The sequence below is a fragment of the Nocardioides sp. Bht2 genome (genome assembly GCF_047308515.1).
In the GTDB taxonomy this organism is placed as follows: Bacteria; Actinomycetota; Actinomycetes; order Propionibacteriales; family Nocardioidaceae; genus Nocardioides.
Window position 1 is genome coordinate 607,907 of the sequence record NZ_JBLBWI010000001.1, and the last position, 18,760, is coordinate 626,666.

The window sequence follows — 18,760 nt, forward strand, 5'->3', positions numbered from 1 at the left end:
CGGATGAGCGGTCTACGGGTCCTGGTGGTCGACGACGAACGGCCCGCCCTCGACGAGCTGGCGTGGCTGTTGGGCCGGGACCCGCGGATCGGCGAGGTGTTGAGCTGCGACTCCGCCACCGAAGCCCTGCGCATGCTGCAGGAGATCGACGTCGACGCGCTCTTCCTGGACGTGCAGATGCCCGGGTTGACCGGTGTCGAACTGGCCCAGGTACTGGCCCGTTTCAAGGAGCCTCCGCCGATCGTCTTCGTCACCGCCTACGAACAGCACGCCGTCGAGGCGTTCGATCTCCGCGCCGCCGACTACGTGCTGAAGCCGGTCCGGGCCGAACGGTTGGCCGAAGCGGTGCGCCGCGTCGTCGACGGCAGTGGCCGTCCGGCGGAGTCCAGCGACGAACAGATCGCGGTCGAACGCGGGGGCGTGACCCGCTTCATCAACCGCTCCGACATCCGCTACGTCGAGGCGCAGGGCGACTACGCCCGGCTGCACACCGCCCAGGACTCACACCTGGTCCGGATCCCGCTGACCCAACTCGAGGAGCAGTGGGCAGCGGCGGGATTCGTGCGGATCCACCGGTCGCTGCTGATCGCGCTGCACCACATCACCGAGGTCCGGATGGAGGCCGGCCGGTACACCGTCCGGGTGGCCGGCACCGACCTCCAGGTCAGCCGGCGGCACACCCGGGCCCTGCGGGAGTTGCTCAACCGGGGTCGACCATGACCGACGTCCCGGAGCGGGTCCGGGTCACCGGACCGCCGCGACGCCCGACCAAGGTCCGCGCCCGGACCCGCGAGATCGACGATCAGACCGCTCTCGGCTCGGTGCTGATGAGCTCCTTGATGAGCAGTCAACTGCGGTTGGCGGCGTGGACCCTGGCCCCCGTGGTGGCGTTCATGGTCGGCGTTCCGCTCGCCTTCCAGCTGTGGCCCGACTGGGCGACCCAGGAGGTGCTGCGCGTTCCTGTCGCCTGGCTGCTGCTCGGCTTCGCGATCTATCCGGTCCTGATCGTGCTGGGTTGGCTCTACGTGCGGCGCGCCGAGGCCAATGAGCGCGACTTCACCGAACTCCTCGACGTCGCGGAGGGGCCATGACCTCGGCGCCCGGCCTGATCGCCGTGGTCGCGGTCACCGTGGCCACGTTGGCGATCGGCATGTGGGGCTTGCGGTTCTCCCGCACCACCAGTGACTTCTTCGTTGCCTCGCGCTCGGTGCGGCCCGGACTCAACGCCTCCGCGATCGGCGGCGAATACCTCTCCGCCGCCTCCTTCCTGGGCGTGGCCGGGCTGGTTCTGATCTTCGGCGCGGACATGATGTGGTACCCGGTCGGATGGACCGCGGGCTATCTGATGTTGCTGGTGCTGATCGCCGCACCCCTGCGCCGCTCCGGCGCCTACACCCTTCCCGACTTCGCCGAAGCCCGCTTGGGATCTCCGCTCGCCCGGGCCACCTGTTCGGTGTTGGTGGTCGCGATCGGTTGGCTCTATCTGCTGCCGCAGTTCCAAGGTGCCGGACTCACCCTGGAGGCAGCGATCGGCGCACCGCGCTGGGCGGGTGCGCTGGTGGTCGGGGCGATCGTGCTGGTCAACGTCCTCACCGGCGGGATGCGCAGCGTCACCTTCGTCCAGGCGTTCCAGTACTGGCTCAAACTCAGTGCCATGCTGATCCCGGCCGCGATCCTCCTCGTGGTCTGGCTCGACGACGGTGCTCCCCGACCCGCTGCCGGCGGCGACACCAACTGGTCCTTCCCGGTGGCCGACGGCGGTGCCCCCGGGCTGTACCTGACCTACTCGCTGATCCTGGCCACCTTCCTCGGCACCATGGGCCTGCCCCACGTCGTCGTCCGCTTCTACACCAACCCCGACGGCAGCGCCGCCCGCCGGACCACCGTCGTCGTCCTCGCCCTGCTCGGGCTCTTCTACGTCCTGCCACCCATCTACGCGGCGCTCGGTCGGGTCTACGCCGGATCGGCCGACTCCGAGGTGATGGTGCTGGAGCTGCCCGGGCTGATGGTCGATGGGTTCGCGGGCAACGTGCTCACCGGGATCGTCACCGCCGGCGCCTTCGCCGCCTTCTTGTCGACGTCGTCCGGGCTCACCATCGCGGTTGCCGGGGTGCTCGCCCAGGACGCGGTGGGCCGGGCCCGGCCGAACGGCGTCACCGCCTTCCGGATCTCCGCCGTTCTCGCCGTCCTGGTGCCCTGCGCGATGGCCCTGGCGGCACCGGACCTGGGCATCGCTCGCGCGGTCGGTCTCGCCTTCGCGGTGGCGGCCTCGACCTTCTGCCCCCTGCTGGTGCTGGGGATCTGGTGGCGCGGCCTGACCGACATCGGCGCCGTCGCCGGTCTGCTCACCGGTTTCGCCGGATCGGCCGTCGGCGTCTGGTACGCGATGTTCCCGCCCGAGATCGACGGCTGGCCGCACGCTCTCCTCAGCCAACCGGCGGCCTGGTCGGTACCGCTGGCCTTCGCGACGATGATCCTCCTCAGCCGCGCCACCCCTGGCCGCCGACCGGCCACCGTCAACCAGTTCATGGTCAGGCTGCACACCCCGGAGACGGTCGTCCTGGACCGCGGCTGAGCCGTAGGCGCGCGTACCGATCGACCCGGCTGATCAAGGACGGTGGCCCCTGCTGCCCGGGCCGCCGTGCACTCGATGCTGCTTGTACCTATCGAAGGTCCGAGCCTAGGAGAGTTCCTTGTCGTCACGTCAACGCGCCGCTGCCCTTCTGGCCGGTGCGCTCTGCGCCGGCACGCTGCAGAGCGCACCGGCAGCAGCCGATCCGAGTCCCTCAGCGCGCGCAGATGGCCCCCGGGCATCTGCTGCGATCGCCGCCCCAGGCTCCATCGTCTTCATCCGCGACCACAACGTCTGGCTGGCCCGCGGTGACGGCACCGGGGCCTATCGGGTAACCCGGGACGGTACCGCCACGGCGCCCTACCGGTCTCCGTCACAGTCCGACACAGGCGTGATCGCCGTCAGCCGTCGACACCTGATCATCCGCATGACCCAGAACGGCACCATGCTCAATACGATCGACCCGCCACCGTTGGTCGGTGGACCGAACACCCCGGCCGGTGACGTCGCCATCTCCCCTGACGGTCGCCACATCGCCTACAGCCTGATCGCCCACCAGTGCGACCTCGGCACACCAGGTTGCCGGCCCAGTGTGGCGTCGTCGGTGACCCGGGCCGAGACGCCGACGCCGGCGACCACCTATGGGATCACGCCGCACTGGTCACCTTCCTGGGCGAGCAATACCCGACTTCTGGCCTCCGGCGGCTACCTGTACCAGATCATGGTGAAGGACCTCGGAAGCGCGCCCGTGCACTGGTTCGACGATCACGAACTCAGCAATGTCCCGCCGGGCGCCTCCACCGACCTCTCCGATGCTGAGCTCTCTCCGGACGGAACCCGCCTTGCTGCGGTCCGCGGTTGGGGAGATGACACCCGGATCACCTGGTACGAGGTGATCGGCGACCCTCGTGTGGGTGCCCCACCAGGGCCGCCCGTGTGGACCTGCATGACGAGTGCGCTGGATGGGCTCTCCTCGCCGAGTTGGGCACCGGACAGCCTCCACTTCGCCTGGCAGGAACCGGACGGAATCTGGGCCACCACCGCCGCGCAGCCATGCACCGATCCCACCCGGATCATCCCCAACGCCAGCGAACCGGACTGGTCGGCGGCACCGCTGGCGCCGGCACCCCGGCGGCTGGAGGCCAGCGGCCGGCCTACGGTCAAGGGCACCGCGCGGGTCGGGCGCCGGCTCACCTCGAGATCGCCGTTATTCACGCCGTCGGCCCAACGGATCGGCTACCGGTGGCTCTGCAACAGCAACCCCATCCGCTCCGCCACCACCCGAAACTACCGGCTGACGCGCAAGGACCGCGGCTGCCGGATCCAGCTACGAATCACCGCCAGCCGGAACGGACATCTATCGGTCACCGTCACCAGCCCAGCCACTCGGAAGGTACGTCGATGAGTAACGCCCGCTCCAGTTCCACCCTGCTTGCCCTGGTCGCCACCTTCACGCTGGTGGCGGGGTGCTCCGGGTCGGACTCCGACGCGCCCCGCACGAAGGACAACCTGGAGCAGGTCCAGGACGACGTCGCCGACGAGCAGGTCAGCTCGGGGCTGCCCCCAGAATGCACCGATGTCTTCCCCTATGCCTGGGGCACACCCGACCTGGCCGATGCCGACCTGCTGCCCAGCGGCTGGCCGCAGCCACCGGCCGACGCCGTGCTCTGCAACGCTGGATACACCTCAGGCAGCATCCAGAGTGTCGAGTACGCCCTGGCCACGCCGAGCACCACGGTCCTGGACCACTACGCAACGGCTCTGACTGGCGTCGAAGCAACCGAGTTCAGCCGGGAGGAGCGCGCTGAGCTGGGGCGCGAGGTGATCACCGGCACCGCAGGCGACGTCGGCTTCGAGATCGAGCCTCGCGACGGCGGCTACCGGATCCTCCTTGCTGCCCCCTGACCGGACGCGTAGTTGGGCGAACCTCGACCATCTCCGCCAAGGTTCGCCCACAATGGCGGCCATGGAGCAGGAGCCCAGCGGCACCCGGAGCCGACCGATCACCGCCTGGGTGATCGGCGGCTCCACCTGGGCGTTGGCGCTGAGTTCATTGATCCTCGTCGTCGCCGCACCGACGCAGTTCAGCGCGGTGCCCTGGTACGCCGAACGCGACTTCTACCTGATCTACCTGGTGATCGCGGTGACCGCGGGCGCCGGTTCCGCGGTCATTCTCAACCGGCGCAGCCACCCCGCCGGCTGGATCACCGCGGCGATCGCGCTCTGCTTCGCCTGGTCGGAGTTCGCGCTCGGCTGGTCCCTCTTCGGTTGGCGCCACGATCTCCCCGGCATCGGCACTGGCATCGCCCTGGCCGCGGGCCTCTCCAGCGCCGGCGCCTTCCTCGCAATGTCGGTCCTACCCTGGCTGCTTCGCGCCGAGTCGCCACGTGGGTTCGCGCGTGGGGCTGCCATCATCGGCACGCTGGGCAGTGTGGTGATCGGCCTGATCAGCCTCACCTACCAACAGCCCGACAGCCCCACCAATCCGTTCGCCCCGGCCGCCAGCGTGCTGGAGGTGCTCGCGGCTGTTGCCTCGCCCATGCTCCTGCTCAACAGCCTGGTCGGGCTGCTCGGCGTCGGCTCGGTGATCCGGCACTGGCGTCGGGAGCCCCCGGACCGGGCACGTGCATATGGCGTGATGGCGACCGCCGTCACCCTGCTTTTCGGCGTGGCCGCTGCTCTCCAGTTCTGGCCCTCCGCCTGGCATCGCGCCACGCTCGAACAGGCGCTGCTCGCGCTCCTGGTCGCCGCACAACTCCTGCTCACCCTGAGCGTGGTGGTGGTCATTCTCGGGCCCCGCCGGATTGCAGGTGCGGTACCTCGCGCCGTCGTCTTCGGCCTGCTCTCATCGATCGTGGTCGGCATCTACGTAGCTTGCGTGACGGCGCTCGGCGTGCTCCTGCCGATCAGCGACCAGAGCGCCCGCACGGTGATGGTCGCGGTAGTGGCGCTGCTCGCCCATCCGCTGCGGCGCTGGTTGCAGGACCGGGTCGATCGCGTGGTCTACGGCGACGCCGCCGACCCGGTCAGGATCCTGGCCGAGCTCGGCCAAGGTATGCAGAACCAGGCGGCCGGGCTCGAAGCAGTGTTGGCGAAGGTGCGCCACGGCCTCCGCCTCGGATGGCTCGAGGTCCGCTCCACGGAACCCCCGCAGGTCATCGCCGCGGCCGGGCGTCCACTCACCGAGCCACGGACGGCGCAGCGCGCGGAGGTCGTCCTGAAGACCGACAGCCGCCTCCTGGGGACGATGCGCGCCCAAGCCACTGTAGGGCAGCGGCTCGACGAGCGCACCCTGCGCGCGTTGGCGCAGCTCAGCGACGTGATAGCCCTCAGCCTCGACCTGGAACAGACCCGGCTACGGCTCCGCGACGCCTCGTGCAGGCTCGGCGAGGTACGCCACGAGGAGCGCCGCATGCTGCGCCGGGATCTACACGACGGCATGGGCCCGGCACTCGCCGGAATCTCCTTGGGCCTGGCGGCCGCCGGACGCCGACTTCGACACGATCCTGAGGGCGCAGAACAGCTGCTTGACGACCTGCGCCACGAGGTCAACCGGCGTACTGAGGACGTCCGGCTGCTCGCTCGTTCCCTCCTACCCGCTCAGCTCGACGACGCCGACCTTCACGGCGCACTGGTGGTCCTCGCCGAGCGCTTCACCAATGCCGGCCTCTGCGTCGACGTCGCCATCACCACCAATCGTCAGCTGACCACGCGGGAACAGATCGCGATCTACCACGTCGCCTCGGAAGCGCTGATGAACGCCCACCGGCACGCCCGCGCCACCCGGGTCGAGATCGCGGTCAGTCAGAGCCAGGACCGAACGGTGCTGGAGATCCACGACGATGGGATCGGCATCGCACCCGCGCCTCGACGCGGCGTCGGGCTCACCTCGATGCGCGAGCGGGCCGACGCACTCGGCGCCCAACTCAGCGTGCAGGCACCGACCGATCGCGCGGGAACCCGAGTTCGGATGGAGCTGAGATGACAAGTCAGGACCCCATGATCCGGATCGTGATCGTCGATGACCATCCCGTCTTCCGGATCGGTATGGCCGCGCTCCTCGATGAGATCGGTGACTTCCAGGTCGTCGGGCTGGCCGCCGACCAGGCCGAGGCCCGCGAACTGGTCACCCTGAGCCGACCGGACGTCGTCCTGATGGACCTCGATCTCGGCGGCGAGTCCGGCACCGAGACCACCCGGTCGATCCTCGCCGAGAGCCCCGGCACCGGCGTCCTGGTGATCACCATGTTCGGCGACGACGAAGCGCTTTTCGGCGCGCTCAGAGCCGGGGCCCGAGGCTATCTGGTGAAGGGCGCTGAACCCGAGGAGATCGAGAGCGCGATCCGCGCGATCGCTTCCGGCGCGGTGATGCTCGGCCCCCAGGTCGCACCCCGCGCAATGGAGTTTCTGACCAACTCGCGTAACGCCCGTTCGGGAGCGTTCGCCGAACTGACCGACCGCGAGCGCGACGTCTTGGAGCTGGTCGCTCGTGGACACGACAACGCGACCATCGCGCGGATGCTCGTACTGACCAGCAAGACGGTCCGCAACTACGTCTACGCGATCTTCACCAAGCTCGACGTCAACGATCGTGCGGCTCTCGTCGCCAAGGCACGCGACGCCGGGGTGGGCAGCGACAGCCCGGCCAACTGAGGTCACCGGTCCCTACCTCCCGGGCCATCGACGCCGCGACGGTGGAACGGTCGCGAGCGCTTCGCCGCGACCGACGTCCTACGTCGCAAGTTGAAAGTGAACCGCCAATGTCTCTCCCGAACCTTGCCCCTCCCCCCGAGGAGGTCAACACCCAGCGCCCGGCCCCCTGGCCCCTGTGGCTGACCGCCGCCGGTCTTCTGGGTGCCGTCGCCACCCTGGCCACCGATCGACGTCCCGAAGGCGAGCGGAACCGCGACGACTACACGGTTTCGGCCGCTGACATGTCTGCGCTCGACCACCTGCCATTCCCGATCGGCGGATTCGCCGGATTCCTCTGTGTGGCGGCCCTTCTGATCGCTGCGGCCGTTTGGCACCGCCGGGTGGATCAACGCTTCAAGTGGTCGATCGGGGCCCCCGTGGTGACCTTCGGCCTGGTCGCCGCGGCCGGTGCGCTAACCCTCGCCTATGGCTGGAAGGGCGCCCTTGGCAACTACCTACACGGCGCAATGGAGGAGGGAACCTACGACGATGCCGGCCTCTACTCCTACTACGTGATGAACGACTTCAGCCCTTACCTAGGCTGGCTTCCGGTCGCGGTCGCGCTGGGCGGCATCGCCTGGATGGGGTTCCGCGAGCGATTGGTCGCCCGAGGCGTCTCCGGTTGCGCCGCCCTCTTCGCTATCGCCGCATTCGGCGCGGTCGGGGTGACCGGCGTCCCCGGGCTCCCCTTCGTTTCGATGATCGGCCTCAGCATCGCCGGCATCTGGCTCTCGTTCGGTCGCAGTGTCGCGATCCAGGGAGGCGAGCGATGAAGTTCCGTCACCTCCTCACCGGTCTCACCAGCGCCGCGTTGCTGCTTCCCGGTCCCGGCTACGCCGTCGGCGCAGAACCGGAGCCCGACCCGACGAAGTACGACCGCACCCCGCCGGTCATCACCCTCGTCTACCCCGAGGGCGGGTTCGAGGGCTGGTTCCCCGACACCCGCACCGTCTCCTTCGTGGTCACCGACGACGGTACCAACGGCGGCGTCTCGTCGCGGGTCTCCCACATCGAATACCAGCTCAGTGGGGCGACCACCGATCAGGGTGTGCTCGAAGGAACCACGCGCGGCTCGTTCACAATCACCACGGAAGGGTCGACCCAGATCGACCTCACCGCCTACGACGGCAACGGAAACCACACGCCGATGCGGCTCTGGGTAGGAGTCGACCGGACCAGGCCGACGGTGAACTTCACCGGCGCGTTGGCGACCAACGGAGCCGAGTTCGCCCTCGACTCCCAGGTCGTGGTCGGCTTTACCTGCGGTGACGCCCACTCCGGCGTCGCCTCCTGCATTGGCGACCAGGCGCTAGGGAGCCTGATCGACACCAGCACGCCGGGCGTCTACGCCCTGCAGGTTCAGGCCCGCGACAACGTCGGCAACCTACGTAATCAGCTCGTCACCTATCGAGTGCGGCCCGGCGCGATGGGTGTGAGCACTCCGCCCCGTCTCATCGGCGAACCCCGGGTGGGTGCGGTGCTCCGCGCTGAGGGGACAGCGTTCACACCCACCCCCAGCACGATCGAGCACCGCTGGTACCGCGACGGCTTCCGCCTCGACGACGCCAACGGACCGACTTACCGGCTGCAGCCGGCCGACTCCGGCGCCGAGATCCATTACGTCGCTGTCGGACGGCTGGATCGCCACGCGGACGCGGAGGCGACCTCCAGCCCGGTAAGGGTCTCGCGCCCCTATGCGGCTCAAGGGCCGCTGCGGGTGCGCGGCAAGGCCCAGGTCGGCGGTCGCCTCACCGCGGTACTCCCAACCCTGGCCGAACCGGTCCCGCCGGAGAATCTCGTCGCGGTGCGCGGCGCGGATCCGGTCGACTATGGCTGGTACCGCAACGGGCGACCGATCCCGGGGGCGACGGCGTCCGGCTACCAGTTGCAGGCCTCGGACGTCGGTGCCCGGATCACCGTGCAGGCGACGGTGCGCCGTCCCGGCTTCGACCCTGTGACGCTGCGGGCCACCACAGGGCGAGTGGCCAAGGCCAGCCCCGTCCTCACTGCGCGGATCACCAGAGGCACCGCACGGAGTGCTCAGCTCAGGGTCCGGGTCACCGGTCCGGCGAAGGTCAGCGGCCGGGTAGTCGTCCGGGCGGGCGGGCGGATCGTGGGCCGGGCGATCCTGCGCGGCGGTACCGGCACCGTGAAGGTGACCCGGCCAGGGCGCGGACGCCTAGTGCTCCAGATCCGCTATCTCGGGAACCGGCACCTGAGCGCGAAGCAGCGCCGGACCACCCTACGTTGAGCGCAGCTGCGCGCCGACCGTTCGCCGCGCCTCGGCGACCGCTCGGCGCGCAGTCGTCACCACTGAGCGCTCTTCCGGCACCGACCCCTGCCGAAGTGACGGGCGTCACTTCTAGCGTGCAAGAACCACTCCACGCGAAGGGAAGACTGCGGTGTCATCTCCAACCCACGACCAGGCCGACCGGCACAATCCGGTCTACGACCACCTGCACGCCAGCCCCGAGTTCGCCGAGCTCCGCTCGCGGTACCGCGGCTTCGTCCTCCCAGCCACCGCAGCCTTCCTGGCTTGGTACCTGCTCTACGTGGTCCTGTCGATGTGGGCCGGCGACTTCATGGCGCACAAGGTGATCGGCAACATCAACGTGGCGCTCGTCTTCGGCCTGCTGCAGTTCGTCACCACCTTCGCCATCGCGTGGCTCTACAGCAACTACTCGACCAAGCGGCTCGACCCACTGGCCCAGGTCCTCAACGACCGCTACGAGCAGGAGAAGTGACATGGACTCCGACCAGCTCCTCACCGGCGGGCTCTTCCTCGCCGTCGTCCTGCTGACCATCTTCATCACCTTCCGGGCCAGCCGAAGCAGCAGCGGAACCAACGACTTCTACGCCGGAGGCCGATCGTTCTCCGGCTTCCAGAACGGCCTCGCCATCGGCGGCGACTACATGTCGGCCGCCTCCTTCCTGGGCATCTCCGGCACGATCGCCATGTACGGGTATGACGGCTTCCTGTACTCGATCGGGTTCCTGGTCGCCTGGCTGATCGCGCTGCTGCTGGTCGCCGAGATGTTGCGCAACTCCGGCCGGTACACGATGGCCGACCAACTCGCCTATCGAATGAAGCAGCGACCGGTCCGGACGGCGGCGGCCACCTCGACGGTCGTCGTCTCGATCTTCTACCTGCTCGCCCAGATGGTCGGCGCCGGTCTGCTGGTCAACCTGCTGCTGGGTGTCGAGAGCGAGTTCATCAAGAACGTCACCATCTTCGTGGTCGGCGCCCTGATGATCTTCTACGTCACCGTCGGCGGGATGAAGGGCACCACCTGGGTGCAGATCATCAAGGCCGTGCTCCTGATGTTCGGCTCACTGCTGATCATCCTGCTGGTGCTCGCCCACTTCAGCTTCAACATCTCCGACCTGCTCGGCACCGCGGCCTCGAACTCCGGCAACCCCGAGTTCCTCAACCCCGGCGGCAAGTACGGCATCGACACCACCTCCAAGATCGACTTCGTCTCCCTCGGCCTGGCGCTGGTGCTGGGAACCGCGGGCCTGCCGCACATCCTGATCCGCTTCTACACCGTGCCGACCTCGCGCGATGCCCGGAAGTCGGTGCTCTGGGCGATCGGCCTGATCGGCGCCTTCTACCTGATGACCCTGGTGCTGGGCTTCGGCGCGACCGCCATGCTGAGCACCGACAAGATGCAGGACGTCGTCGCCTCCGGCGGCAACCTCGCCTCGGTGCTCCTGGCCGAAGAGGTCGGCGGCGGCGAAGGCAGCGCGGGCGGCGCGATCCTGCTGGCCCTGATCGCAGCGGTCGCCTTCGCCACCATCCTGGCGGTGGTCGCCGGTCTCACCCTGACCTCGAGCGCCTCGGTCGCCCACGACCTCTACAACTCGGTCTTCCGCAAGGGCCAGGCCTCCGACGCCGAGCAGCTGAAGGTCGCTCGGATCTCCGCCGGCGTGATCGGCCTGATCGCGATCGCCCTGGCCATCCCGGCCCGCAACCTCAACATCGCCTTCCTGGTGGCGCTGGCGTTCGCGGTGGCGGCCTCCGCCAACCTGCCCTCGATCGTCTACAACATGTTCTGGAAGCGGTTCAACACCCGCGGCGCGGTCTGGAGCATCTACGGCGGCCTGATCTCGTCGGTCGGCCTGGTCTTCTTCTCGCCGGTCGTCTCCGGCAAGGTCGCCGCCGACGGCACGAACCTGGCCCTGCTCCCCAAGGGGATCGACTTCTCCTGGTTCCCCCTGGAGAACCCGGCGATCGTCTCGGTGCCCTTGGCCTTCTTCCTCGGCTGGCTCGGCACGGTCACCTCGCGTGAGCCGGCCAGCGAGGAGCGGTACACCGAACTGGAGGTCCGGGCCCTGACCGGTGCCGGCGCCGAGGGAGCCCTCTCCCACTAGCCCTCCCCGGGGCGTCATACGGACCGAGTAGACCCCTGCTCGCAACGTATGACGTCCCGGCCTTGCTACCTCTTCGCAACGTATGACCTCTCAAGGTTGCGACCAGCGCAACGCAGAACGTCCCGGCCAGCTGACCCTGGTCAGATGGGTCTAGGCTGGCCGCGGGCGCAACCGTGTGACGACGACCACAGGAGAATCGCGTGAACGACGCACTGTCCAACCTGATGCACGAAGAGCGGCGCTTCCCGCCGCCGGCAGCACTCGCCGCATCGGCCAACGTGAAAGCTGAGACCTACGAACGCGCCGCTTCGGATCGCGCGGCGTTCTGGGCCGAGCAGGCCGAACGGCTGGAGTGGGGCCAGAAGTGGGACCGGGTCCTCGACTGGGACAACCCGCCCTTCGCCAAGTGGTTCACCGGCGGCACCATCAACGCAGCCGTCAACTGCGTCGATCGGCACGTCACCGCCGGGCGTGGAGACAAGGTCGCGATCCACTGGGTCGGCGAACCGGCCGACGACACCCGCGACATCACCTACGCGCAGTTGCAGGACGAGGTCAACCAGGCCGCCAACGCGCTCACCGAACTGGGCGTCGTCAAGGGCGACCGGGTCGCGATCTACCTGCCGATGATCCCCGAAGCCGCGATCACGATGCTGGCCTGCGCCCGCCTGGGCGCGCCGCACACGGTGGTCTTCGGCGGCTTCTCGGCCGACGCCCTGGCCAGCCGGGTTCTCGACTGCGGCGCCAAGGTCATCGTCACCGCAGACGGCGGCTACCGCCGCAACGCGCCGTCCGCACTCAAGCCCGCTGTCGACGAGGCCGTGGCCAAGGTCGACGGTCTCGTCGAGCACGTCCTGGTTGTCCGCCGGACCGGCCAAGAGGTCGCCTTCGACGACGCCGTCGACGTCTGGTGGCACGACATCGTCGAGCGTCAGTCGGTCGAGCACACCGCGCAGATGCACGACGCCGAGCACCCGCTCTACGTCATGTACACCTCGGGCACCACCGGCAAGCCGAAGGGCATCCTGCACACCACCGGCGGCTACCTGGTCGGCACCTCGTACACCCACTGGGCGGTCTTCGACCTCAAGGCCGACACCGACGTCTACTGGTGTACCGCCGACATCGGCTGGGTGACCGGCCACTCCTACCTGGTCTATGGGCCACTCGCCAACGGCGCCACCCAGGTCCTCTACGAAGGCACCCCCGACAGCCCGCACAAGGGTCGTTGGTGGGAGATCATCGAGAAGTACGGCGTCACCATCTTCTACACCGCGCCCACCGCGATCCGGACCTTCATGAAGTGGGGCGACGACGTCCCCGCCAAGTACGACCTCTCCTCGCTGCGGGTGCTCGGTTCGGTCGGCGAACCGATCAACCCGGAGGCCTACGTCTGGTACCGCTCGGTGATCGGCGGCGAGCGCTGCCCCGTGGTCGACACCTGGTGGCAGACCGAGACCGGTCAGATCCTGATCTCGCCGCTACCCGGCGTCACCGACGCCAAGCCCGGCTCAGCGCAGGTGCCGCTACCCGGGATCGCGGCCGACGTCGTCGACGACGACGGCAACTCGGTACCCGACGGCCACGGCGGCTACCTGATCATCCGCGAGCCCTGGCCGGCGATGCTGCGCACCGTCTGGGGCGACGACCAGCGCTACCAGGACACCTACTGGTCGCGGTGGCCCGGCGTCTACTTCGCCGGCGACGGCGCGAAGCGGGACGAGGACGGAGACATCTGGGTGCTGGGCCGTGTCGACGACGTGATGAACGTGTCCGGCCACCGGCTCTCCACCACCGAGATCGAGTCCGCCCTGGTCTCCCACCCCAAGGTGGCCGAGGCCGCCGTGGTCGGCGCAGCCGACGACACCACCGGGCAGGCGGTCTGCGCCTTCGTGATCCTGCGGGACAGCGCGGCCAGCGAGCCCGGTGCCGACATCGTCAACGAGCTCCGCAACCACGTGGCCAAGGAGATCGGCGCGATCGCCAAGCCGCGCCAGGTGATGGTGGTCCCGGAGCTGCCGAAGACCCGTTCCGGCAAGATCATGCGACGCCTGCTGCGCGACGTCGCGGAGAACCGGGAGATCGGCGACGTCACCACACTGGCCGACTCCTCGGTGATGAGCCTGATCCAGAGCGGCCTGAGCTCCAACGACGACTGACGCTGTGGCGACGGGGCGGGTTGTGCGCCTGCCCCGTCGCTGCGTCTGCCGGCGACCGGCTAGCGTCATCGCTGATGGCTACCTTCCTTCTTGTCCACGGAGCCTGGCATCAGGGCTCCGCCTGGGACCTCGTCCGCCCCCTGCTCACCGACGCAGGGCATCAGGTGCTCACACCGTCGCTGGACCTCAGCCCGGGGATCGGCCTCGCCGACCACATCACGGCGCTGCGAGAAGCGATCGCCGCGACGCCGGAACCCGCGACCGTGGTGGCGCACAGCTACACCGGCATCCCGGCCTCGCTCGCCGTTGCGCACGCGCCGGCGCGGCAGTTGGTCCTGCTCGACGCATGGCTCACCCCGGCCGGCAGCTCGATGCTCGACGTCGCCCCGGACTGGTTCGCCGACTGGTGCCGCGCCGCCGCCACGGGAGATCCCGCAATGTTGCCGGTGCCGTCACTGCGCACGGTAGGAGTCGCCGAGGAGAGCCCCGAGGCCACCTGGCTCGCCCCACAGCTGGTGCCCCACCCGTTCGCCACCTTCACCGACTCCGCGCCGACGGCGTTCACCCCCGGCTCGGTCGAGCTGCACGCGATCCTGTGCAAGCCCTCGAAGATGCCCTTCACCGCCTTCGCCGAGGCCGCCGGCGCCACCTGTCACGAGCTGGCCAGTGGCCACGACGCCATGGTGACCGCCCCGAAGGCCCTCGCCGAACTCCTGCTCACGATCGCCTCTTAGCGCCATTTCGGAGATAGTCCCTGACGTTTGGCCCCTTTTCTGGGCGATTTGTCGCACTTTTTGTCAGGGACTATCGGGAGAGTGACACGACATGCCAAGGCCGACCGAAGGTCGGGAAATGCACGAACGCCCCGACCGGAGGTCGGGGCGTTCGATGAAGCTGAGGGTGAGTCAGCGGGCGCGACGCGAGAGGCGCTCGATGTCCATGATCACCACGGAGCGGGGCTCCAGACGCAGCCAGCCGCGCGAGGCGAAGTCGGCGAGCGCCTTGTTGACCGTCTCCCGCGAGGCGCCGACCAACTGGGCGAGCTCCTCCTGGGTGAGGTCGTGGTGCACGTGGACGCCGTCGTCCGCGGTCCGACCGAAACGGTCGGCGAGGTCGAGCAGCGCCTTGGCCACGCGGCCGGGCACGTCCGAGAAGACCAGGTCGGCGACCACATCGTTGGCCTTGCGCAGCCGGCTGGCGAGCTGGGTCAACAGACCGTGCGACACCATCGGGCGGCCTTCGAGCCACTTGAGCAGGTCGTCGTGCGAGAGCGACGCGAACGAGGCGTCGGTGACGCAGGTGACGGTCGCCGAACGCGGTCCCGGGTCGAAGAGCGAGAGCTCACCGAACATCTGACCAGGGCCGAGAATCGCGAGCAGGTTCTCGCGACCGTCGCCCGAGGTGCGCCCGAGCTTCACTTTGCCGTCGAGCACCACATAGAGCTTGTCGCCGGAGTCACCCTCGTGGAAGAGCACTTCACCGCGACGCAGGCGACTCTCAGACATCGACGAACGCAGCGCGGTTGCCGCCTCGTCGTCGAGAGCACTGAAGAGCGGCGCTTGACGCAGTACGTCGTTGTCCACAGGTTCCTCCATCCGAATTTGGCCGTACGCCTCACGATCCTAGCCGTGTCACCTCTCACATCTTCAACTCTGACCCACTGAGTGCCTCAACAAAGTCGGTAGGCGGGGCCACGTAGGGTGTCACTCGTGCCCGCGAACGACTCCCGCACGGCCCTCGTCCGCCGTGCCCGCAAGATCAATCGTGTGCTTGGTGAGACCTATCCCGAAGCGCATTGCGAACTCGATTTCGACAACCCGTTCGAACTCCTCGTCGTCACGGTCCTGAGCGCGCAGACCACCGACCGTCGGGTCAACAAGGCCCGCCCCGCTCTCTTCGCCGCCTACCCCGACGCCGCCGCGATGGCCGCCGCAGACCGCGCCCACCTGGAGGAACTGGTCGGGCCGCTCGGTTTCTTCCGGGCCAAGACGGAGTCGCTGCTCAAGCTCTCCCAGGCGTTGGTGACCGACCACGACGGCGAGGTTCCGGGCCGCCTCGACGACCTGGTCAAGCTCCCCGGCGTCGGCCGCAAGACCGCCAATGTCGTGCTGGGCAACGCGTTCGGCATTCCCGGGATCACCGTCGACACCCACTTCGGTCGACTGGTCCGCCGCTTCGGCTGGACCACCGAGACCGACCCGGTCAAGGTCGAGTTCGCGGTCGGCGATCTCTTCCCGAAACGCGACTGGACGATGCTCAGCCACTACGTGATCTGGCACGGCCGCCGGATCTGCCACGCCAAGAAGCCTGCCTGCGGCGCCTGCCCGGTGGCCCACTGGTGCCCTTCCTTCGGCGAGGGCCCGGTCGACCCCGAGGCTGCCGCCGCGTTGGTCAAGACCCAGGGGCCGGCATGATCCGCCGCCGCGGCGCCGTCGCCCTCGCGGTGGGTGCGCTGCTGCTGGCCGGATGCTCGTCGATCTCCCCGCCCGACATCAAGGGCCCGGGCCGGTCCAACGTGAAGGTCGACACGCCGGAGCTACGTGACCTCAAGGCAAGCACCAAGATCGAGGAGTGCACCCCGGGCACGGCTGCCCCCGTCGAGGACGGTCTCCCGTCGCTCTCCCTGCCCTGCCTGGGCGGCGGCGAGTCGGTCGACATCGGCGCCCTACGCGGGCCGATGGTGATCAACCTGTGGGCCTCGTGGTGCGGGCCCTGCGAGCGGGAGCTGCCGATCTACCAGAAGTTCTACGCCAAGCACGGCGAGAAGGTGGCGGTGCTCGGCGTCGACCTCCAGGACAACCGCCCGGCCGCGGCGTTGGAGCTGGCAAAGAACTCCGGCGTCACCTATCCCCAGCTGGCCGACCCGAACTCCGATCTGGCGGGCAAGAAGCCGATCCCGGCCATCCCCGCGCTGCCCGCCATCATCTTCGTCGACGCCGACGGACGTTTCGTCGTCGACGGCGTCCCGCAGCTGATCTTCCGGGAGATCAAAAGCGTGGCGGAGTTGGAAGATCTGGTCGAAGAACGGTTGGGTATCGAGTTATGACCCGTCGCCCCTTCCCCAGCTGGCTGGAGCCAGTACGCGAAGGCGCAGCCACGATCAGCGCCGACGACCTGAGTCGGTTCGTGCCGCCGCACGACCACTCCGGACGCCGCGGCGCGGTGCTGATGCTCTTCGGGGAAGGCCCCGACGGCCCCGACCTGCTGCTCACCGAGCGGTCGCGCACGATGCGTAGCCACCCCGGCCAGGTCTCCTTCCCCGGCGGTGGGATCGACCCCGGCGAGGACCCGCGCGCCGCAGCGCTGCGCGAAGGTTGGGAGGAGACCGGGCTCAACCCCGACGGCGTCGAGATCTTCGGCGACCTCCCCGAACTCTGGCTGCCGCCCAGCAATTACGCGGTCGTCCCGGTGATGGGGTGGTGGGCCGAGGAGTCTCCGGTGACCACGCACTCGGTCGAAGAGGTGCACGCGATCCACCGGGTCACCATCAAGGATCTGGTCGAGCCCACCCACCGCATCTCGGTGCGCGCTCCCAGCGGCTGGATGGGCCCCGGGTTCCTGATCGGCGAGAACCGCGACGTGATCCTGTGGGGCTTCACGGCGGGCGTGATCACCCGACTCTTCGACCACATCGGCTGGACCCAGGAGTGGGACACCACGGTGGTGCGCGAACTTCCCGACTACATGCTGGTCGGCTCCCCTCCGGGCCCGCGCCCGCAGCCGAACACCAACTTCAAGGAGCGGCCCGGTCGATGAACGTGCTCGACGTGATCCTGATCCTGCTGGTCCTGGCCTATGCACTCTCCGGCTACTGGCAGGGCTTCATCACGGGCGCATTCGCGACCGCAGGCCTGCTGCTCGGCGGCCTCTTCGGGATCTGGTTGGCACCGATCGCACTCGGTGACGCCGCCCCTTCCACCTGGGTCTCCCTGGGCGCGTTGTTCATCGTGATCCTCTCCGCCACCCTGGGCCAGGCGACGCTGCAACTGGCCGGCTCCAAGGCACGTTCGTTGATCACCTGGCAGCCGGCCCGCGCCCTGGACGCCGTCGGCGGCGCCCTGCTCAGCGCCTTCGCGGTGCTCCTGGTGGCGTGGGCCCTGGGGGTGGCCGTCTCCGGCTCCAAGATCGGCAGCGTGACGCCGGTCGTGCGGGAGTCCACCGTCCTCGCCAAGGTCGACTCGGTCCTGCCGCACCAGGCCTACACCGCCCTCAACAGCTTCAACTCCGTGGTCGGCACCGGATTCTTCCCGCGCTACCTGGAGCCGTTCGCTCCGGAGCGAATCGTCGAGGTCAAGCCGCCTGACGTGCGCCGGATCATGCGCGACCCGGACGTCCGCGGCGCGGCACAGGCAGTGATCAAGGTTCGCGGCGACAACAACTGTGGCCGCGGCGTCGAGGGCACCGGTTTCTTCTACGCTCCCGGCCGCGTGATGACCAACGCGCACGTGGTGGCTGGCGTGAAGGACCCCACGGTCTACCTCGGCGAGGACACGTTCGACGCCGACGTCGTCTACTACGACGCGGATCTCGACATCGCGGTACTGGCCGTCTCGGGTGCCGAGGTCGACCCGTTGGAGTTCTCGACGGCGTCCGCGAAGGGCGAGAACGTGGCGATCCTCGGCTACCCCGAGGACGGGCCTTACGACGTCCAGCCGGGTCGGGTGCGGACCGAGCAGAAGCTCCGTTCGCCGAACATCTACAACGAGGGCTCGGTGATCCGCGAGGTGCTCTCGCTGCGGGCGCTGATCCGGCCCGGCAACTCGGGTGGGCCGGTGCTCAGCACGGACGGCGACGTCGTCGGCGTGGTCTTCGCAGCGTCGGTCACCGACTCCGAGACCGGTTATGCGGTGACCGCGAAGGCCGTCCAGTCAGCCGCCGCCAAGGGCCGCTCGGCCAGCAGTCAGGTCTCGACGGGCGCCTGCACCGGCTGACCCCGAGCCGTCAGGCATACGCGCCGAGCCGTCAG

At 68.8% G+C, this 18,760-nt stretch carries 18 protein-coding genes; 17 read left to right on the forward strand and 1 reads right to left on the reverse strand.

Annotation, left to right across the window (positions count from 1 at the left end):
* The first annotated feature begins 3 nt into the window (after nt 1-3).
* The 13 genes from ACLM5J_RS02915 (at nt 4) to ACLM5J_RS02975 (ending at nt 14,528) form a co-directional block, all read left to right on the forward strand.
* Entirely contained in the window at nt 4-720 is a 717-nt protein-coding gene (locus tag ACLM5J_RS02915) for a LytR/AlgR family response regulator transcription factor (RefSeq protein ID WP_413654502.1), read from the forward strand.
* Nucleotides 717-1,091 carry a hypothetical protein gene (locus tag ACLM5J_RS02920; protein WP_413654503.1) on the forward strand — a complete coding sequence of 125 codons (375 nt, stop codon included), beginning with the start codon at nt 717-719 and terminating at the stop codon, nt 1,089-1,091. Before ACLM5J_RS02915 ends, ACLM5J_RS02920 begins: the two co-directional genes overlap by 4 nt.
* A complete protein-coding gene (locus ACLM5J_RS02925) occupies nt 1,088-2,575 on the forward strand; it encodes a cation acetate symporter (RefSeq protein WP_413654504.1) in 1,488 nt (495 codons plus the stop codon). Before ACLM5J_RS02920 ends, ACLM5J_RS02925 begins: the two co-directional genes overlap by 4 nt.
* 118 nt (nt 2,576-2,693) lie before the next feature.
* A complete protein-coding gene (locus ACLM5J_RS02930) occupies nt 2,694-3,977 on the forward strand; it encodes a hypothetical protein (protein ID WP_413654505.1) in 1,284 nt (427 codons plus the stop codon).
* Nucleotides 3,974-4,477 (forward strand): hypothetical protein, encoded by a 504-nt coding sequence (locus tag ACLM5J_RS02935; protein ID WP_413654506.1) that lies wholly within the window; start codon nt 3,974-3,976, stop codon nt 4,475-4,477. Before ACLM5J_RS02930 ends, ACLM5J_RS02935 begins: the two co-directional genes overlap by 4 nt.
* Before the next feature lie 61 nt (nt 4,478-4,538).
* The gene (locus ACLM5J_RS02940) at nt 4,539-6,557 is read left to right on the forward strand and encodes a sensor histidine kinase (protein WP_413654507.1); all 2,019 of its coding nucleotides are present in this window, start codon (nt 4,539-4,541) and stop codon (nt 6,555-6,557) included.
* A complete protein-coding gene (locus tag ACLM5J_RS02945) occupies nt 6,554-7,225 on the forward strand; it encodes a response regulator (RefSeq protein WP_413654508.1) in 672 nt (223 codons plus the stop codon). Before ACLM5J_RS02940 ends, ACLM5J_RS02945 begins: the two co-directional genes overlap by 4 nt.
* 107 nt (nt 7,226-7,332) lie before the next feature.
* Nucleotides 7,333-8,037, forward strand: coding sequence for a hypothetical protein (locus ACLM5J_RS02950; protein WP_413654509.1), 705 nt, complete (start codon nt 7,333-7,335; stop codon nt 8,035-8,037).
* Nucleotides 8,034-9,515 carry a hypothetical protein gene (locus tag ACLM5J_RS02955; RefSeq protein WP_413654510.1) on the forward strand — a complete coding sequence of 494 codons (1,482 nt, stop codon included), beginning with the start codon at nt 8,034-8,036 and terminating at the stop codon, nt 9,513-9,515. The genes ACLM5J_RS02950 and ACLM5J_RS02955 overlap by 4 nt, the downstream gene beginning before the upstream one ends.
* A gap of 151 nt (nt 9,516-9,666) precedes the next feature.
* Entirely contained in the window at nt 9,667-10,008 is a 342-nt protein-coding gene (locus ACLM5J_RS02960) for a DUF485 domain-containing protein (RefSeq protein ID WP_413654511.1), read from the forward strand.
* A 1-nt stretch (nt 10,009) separates the two neighbouring features.
* Nucleotides 10,010-11,635: a cation acetate symporter gene (locus ACLM5J_RS02965; protein WP_413654512.1), complete on the forward strand. Its 1,626-nt coding sequence runs from the start codon at nt 10,010-10,012 to the stop codon at nt 11,633-11,635.
* A gap of 224 nt (nt 11,636-11,859) precedes the next feature.
* Entirely contained in the window at nt 11,860-13,794 is a 1,935-nt protein-coding gene (gene acs / locus ACLM5J_RS02970; RefSeq protein ID WP_413655004.1) for an acetate--CoA ligase, read from the forward strand.
* Nucleotides 13,795-13,868: 74 nt separating this feature from the next.
* Nucleotides 13,869-14,528, forward strand: coding sequence for an alpha/beta fold hydrolase (locus tag ACLM5J_RS02975; protein ID WP_413654513.1), 660 nt, complete (start codon nt 13,869-13,871; stop codon nt 14,526-14,528).
* A 171-nt stretch (nt 14,529-14,699) separates the two neighbouring features.
* On the opposite strand, the gene ACLM5J_RS02980 is transcribed toward ACLM5J_RS02975, so the two are convergent.
* Nucleotides 14,700-15,377 (reverse strand): Crp/Fnr family transcriptional regulator, encoded by a 678-nt coding sequence (locus tag ACLM5J_RS02980; RefSeq protein WP_343996046.1) that lies wholly within the window; start codon nt 15,375-15,377, stop codon nt 14,700-14,702.
* Nucleotides 15,378-15,503: 126 nt separating this feature from the next.
* Here ACLM5J_RS02980 and nth point away from each other — a divergent pair, with 126 nt between their 5' ends.
* From nth to ACLM5J_RS03000, 4 genes are read left to right on the forward strand one after another with little or no spacing between them, the layout of a single operon-like run.
* Nucleotides 15,504-16,208 carry an endonuclease III gene (gene nth, locus ACLM5J_RS02985; protein WP_413654514.1) on the forward strand — a complete coding sequence of 235 codons (705 nt, stop codon included), beginning with the start codon at nt 15,504-15,506 and terminating at the stop codon, nt 16,206-16,208.
* Nucleotides 16,205-16,840 carry a TlpA family protein disulfide reductase gene (locus tag ACLM5J_RS02990; protein WP_413654515.1) on the forward strand — a complete coding sequence of 212 codons (636 nt, stop codon included), beginning with the start codon at nt 16,205-16,207 and terminating at the stop codon, nt 16,838-16,840. The genes nth and ACLM5J_RS02990 overlap by 4 nt, the downstream gene beginning before the upstream one ends.
* Nucleotides 16,837-17,550, forward strand: coding sequence for an NUDIX hydrolase (locus tag ACLM5J_RS02995; protein WP_413654516.1), 714 nt, complete (start codon nt 16,837-16,839; stop codon nt 17,548-17,550). The genes ACLM5J_RS02990 and ACLM5J_RS02995 overlap by 4 nt, the downstream gene beginning before the upstream one ends.
* Nucleotides 17,547-18,725 (forward strand): MarP family serine protease, encoded by a 1,179-nt coding sequence (locus tag ACLM5J_RS03000; protein ID WP_413654517.1) that lies wholly within the window; start codon nt 17,547-17,549, stop codon nt 18,723-18,725. Before ACLM5J_RS02995 ends, ACLM5J_RS03000 begins: the two co-directional genes overlap by 4 nt.
* The last annotated feature ends 35 nt before the right edge of the window (nt 18,726-18,760 follow it).

Coding starts and splice junctions, on each gene's coding strand:
- ACLM5J_RS02935 (WP_413654506.1), top strand. CDS start 3,974: ATGAGTAACGCCCGCTCCAGTTCCACCCTGCTTGCCCTGGTCGCCACC.
- ACLM5J_RS02965 (WP_413654512.1), top strand. CDS start 10,010: ATGGACTCCGACCAGCTCCTCACCGGCGGGCTCTTCCTCGCCGTCGTC.
- ACLM5J_RS02950 (WP_413654509.1), top strand. CDS start 7,333: ATGTCTCTCCCGAACCTTGCCCCTCCCCCCGAGGAGGTCAACACCCAG.
- ACLM5J_RS03000 (WP_413654517.1), top strand. CDS start 17,547: ATGAACGTGCTCGACGTGATCCTGATCCTGCTGGTCCTGGCCTATGCA.
- ACLM5J_RS02975 (WP_413654513.1), top strand. CDS start 13,869: ATGGCTACCTTCCTTCTTGTCCACGGAGCCTGGCATCAGGGCTCCGCC.
- ACLM5J_RS02955 (WP_413654510.1), top strand. CDS start 8,034: ATGAAGTTCCGTCACCTCCTCACCGGTCTCACCAGCGCCGCGTTGCTG.
- acs (WP_413655004.1), top strand. CDS start 11,860: ATGCACGAAGAGCGGCGCTTCCCGCCGCCGGCAGCACTCGCCGCATCG.
- ACLM5J_RS02940 (WP_413654507.1), top strand. CDS start 4,539: ATGGAGCAGGAGCCCAGCGGCACCCGGAGCCGACCGATCACCGCCTGG.
- ACLM5J_RS02925 (WP_413654504.1), top strand. CDS start 1,088: ATGACCTCGGCGCCCGGCCTGATCGCCGTGGTCGCGGTCACCGTGGCC.
- ACLM5J_RS02995 (WP_413654516.1), top strand. CDS start 16,837: ATGACCCGTCGCCCCTTCCCCAGCTGGCTGGAGCCAGTACGCGAAGGC.
- ACLM5J_RS02920 (WP_413654503.1), top strand. CDS start 717: ATGACCGACGTCCCGGAGCGGGTCCGGGTCACCGGACCGCCGCGACGC.
- ACLM5J_RS02990 (WP_413654515.1), top strand. CDS start 16,205: ATGATCCGCCGCCGCGGCGCCGTCGCCCTCGCGGTGGGTGCGCTGCTG.
- ACLM5J_RS02945 (WP_413654508.1), top strand. CDS start 6,554: ATGACAAGTCAGGACCCCATGATCCGGATCGTGATCGTCGATGACCAT.
- ACLM5J_RS02915 (WP_413654502.1), top strand. CDS start 4: ATGAGCGGTCTACGGGTCCTGGTGGTCGACGACGAACGGCCCGCCCTC.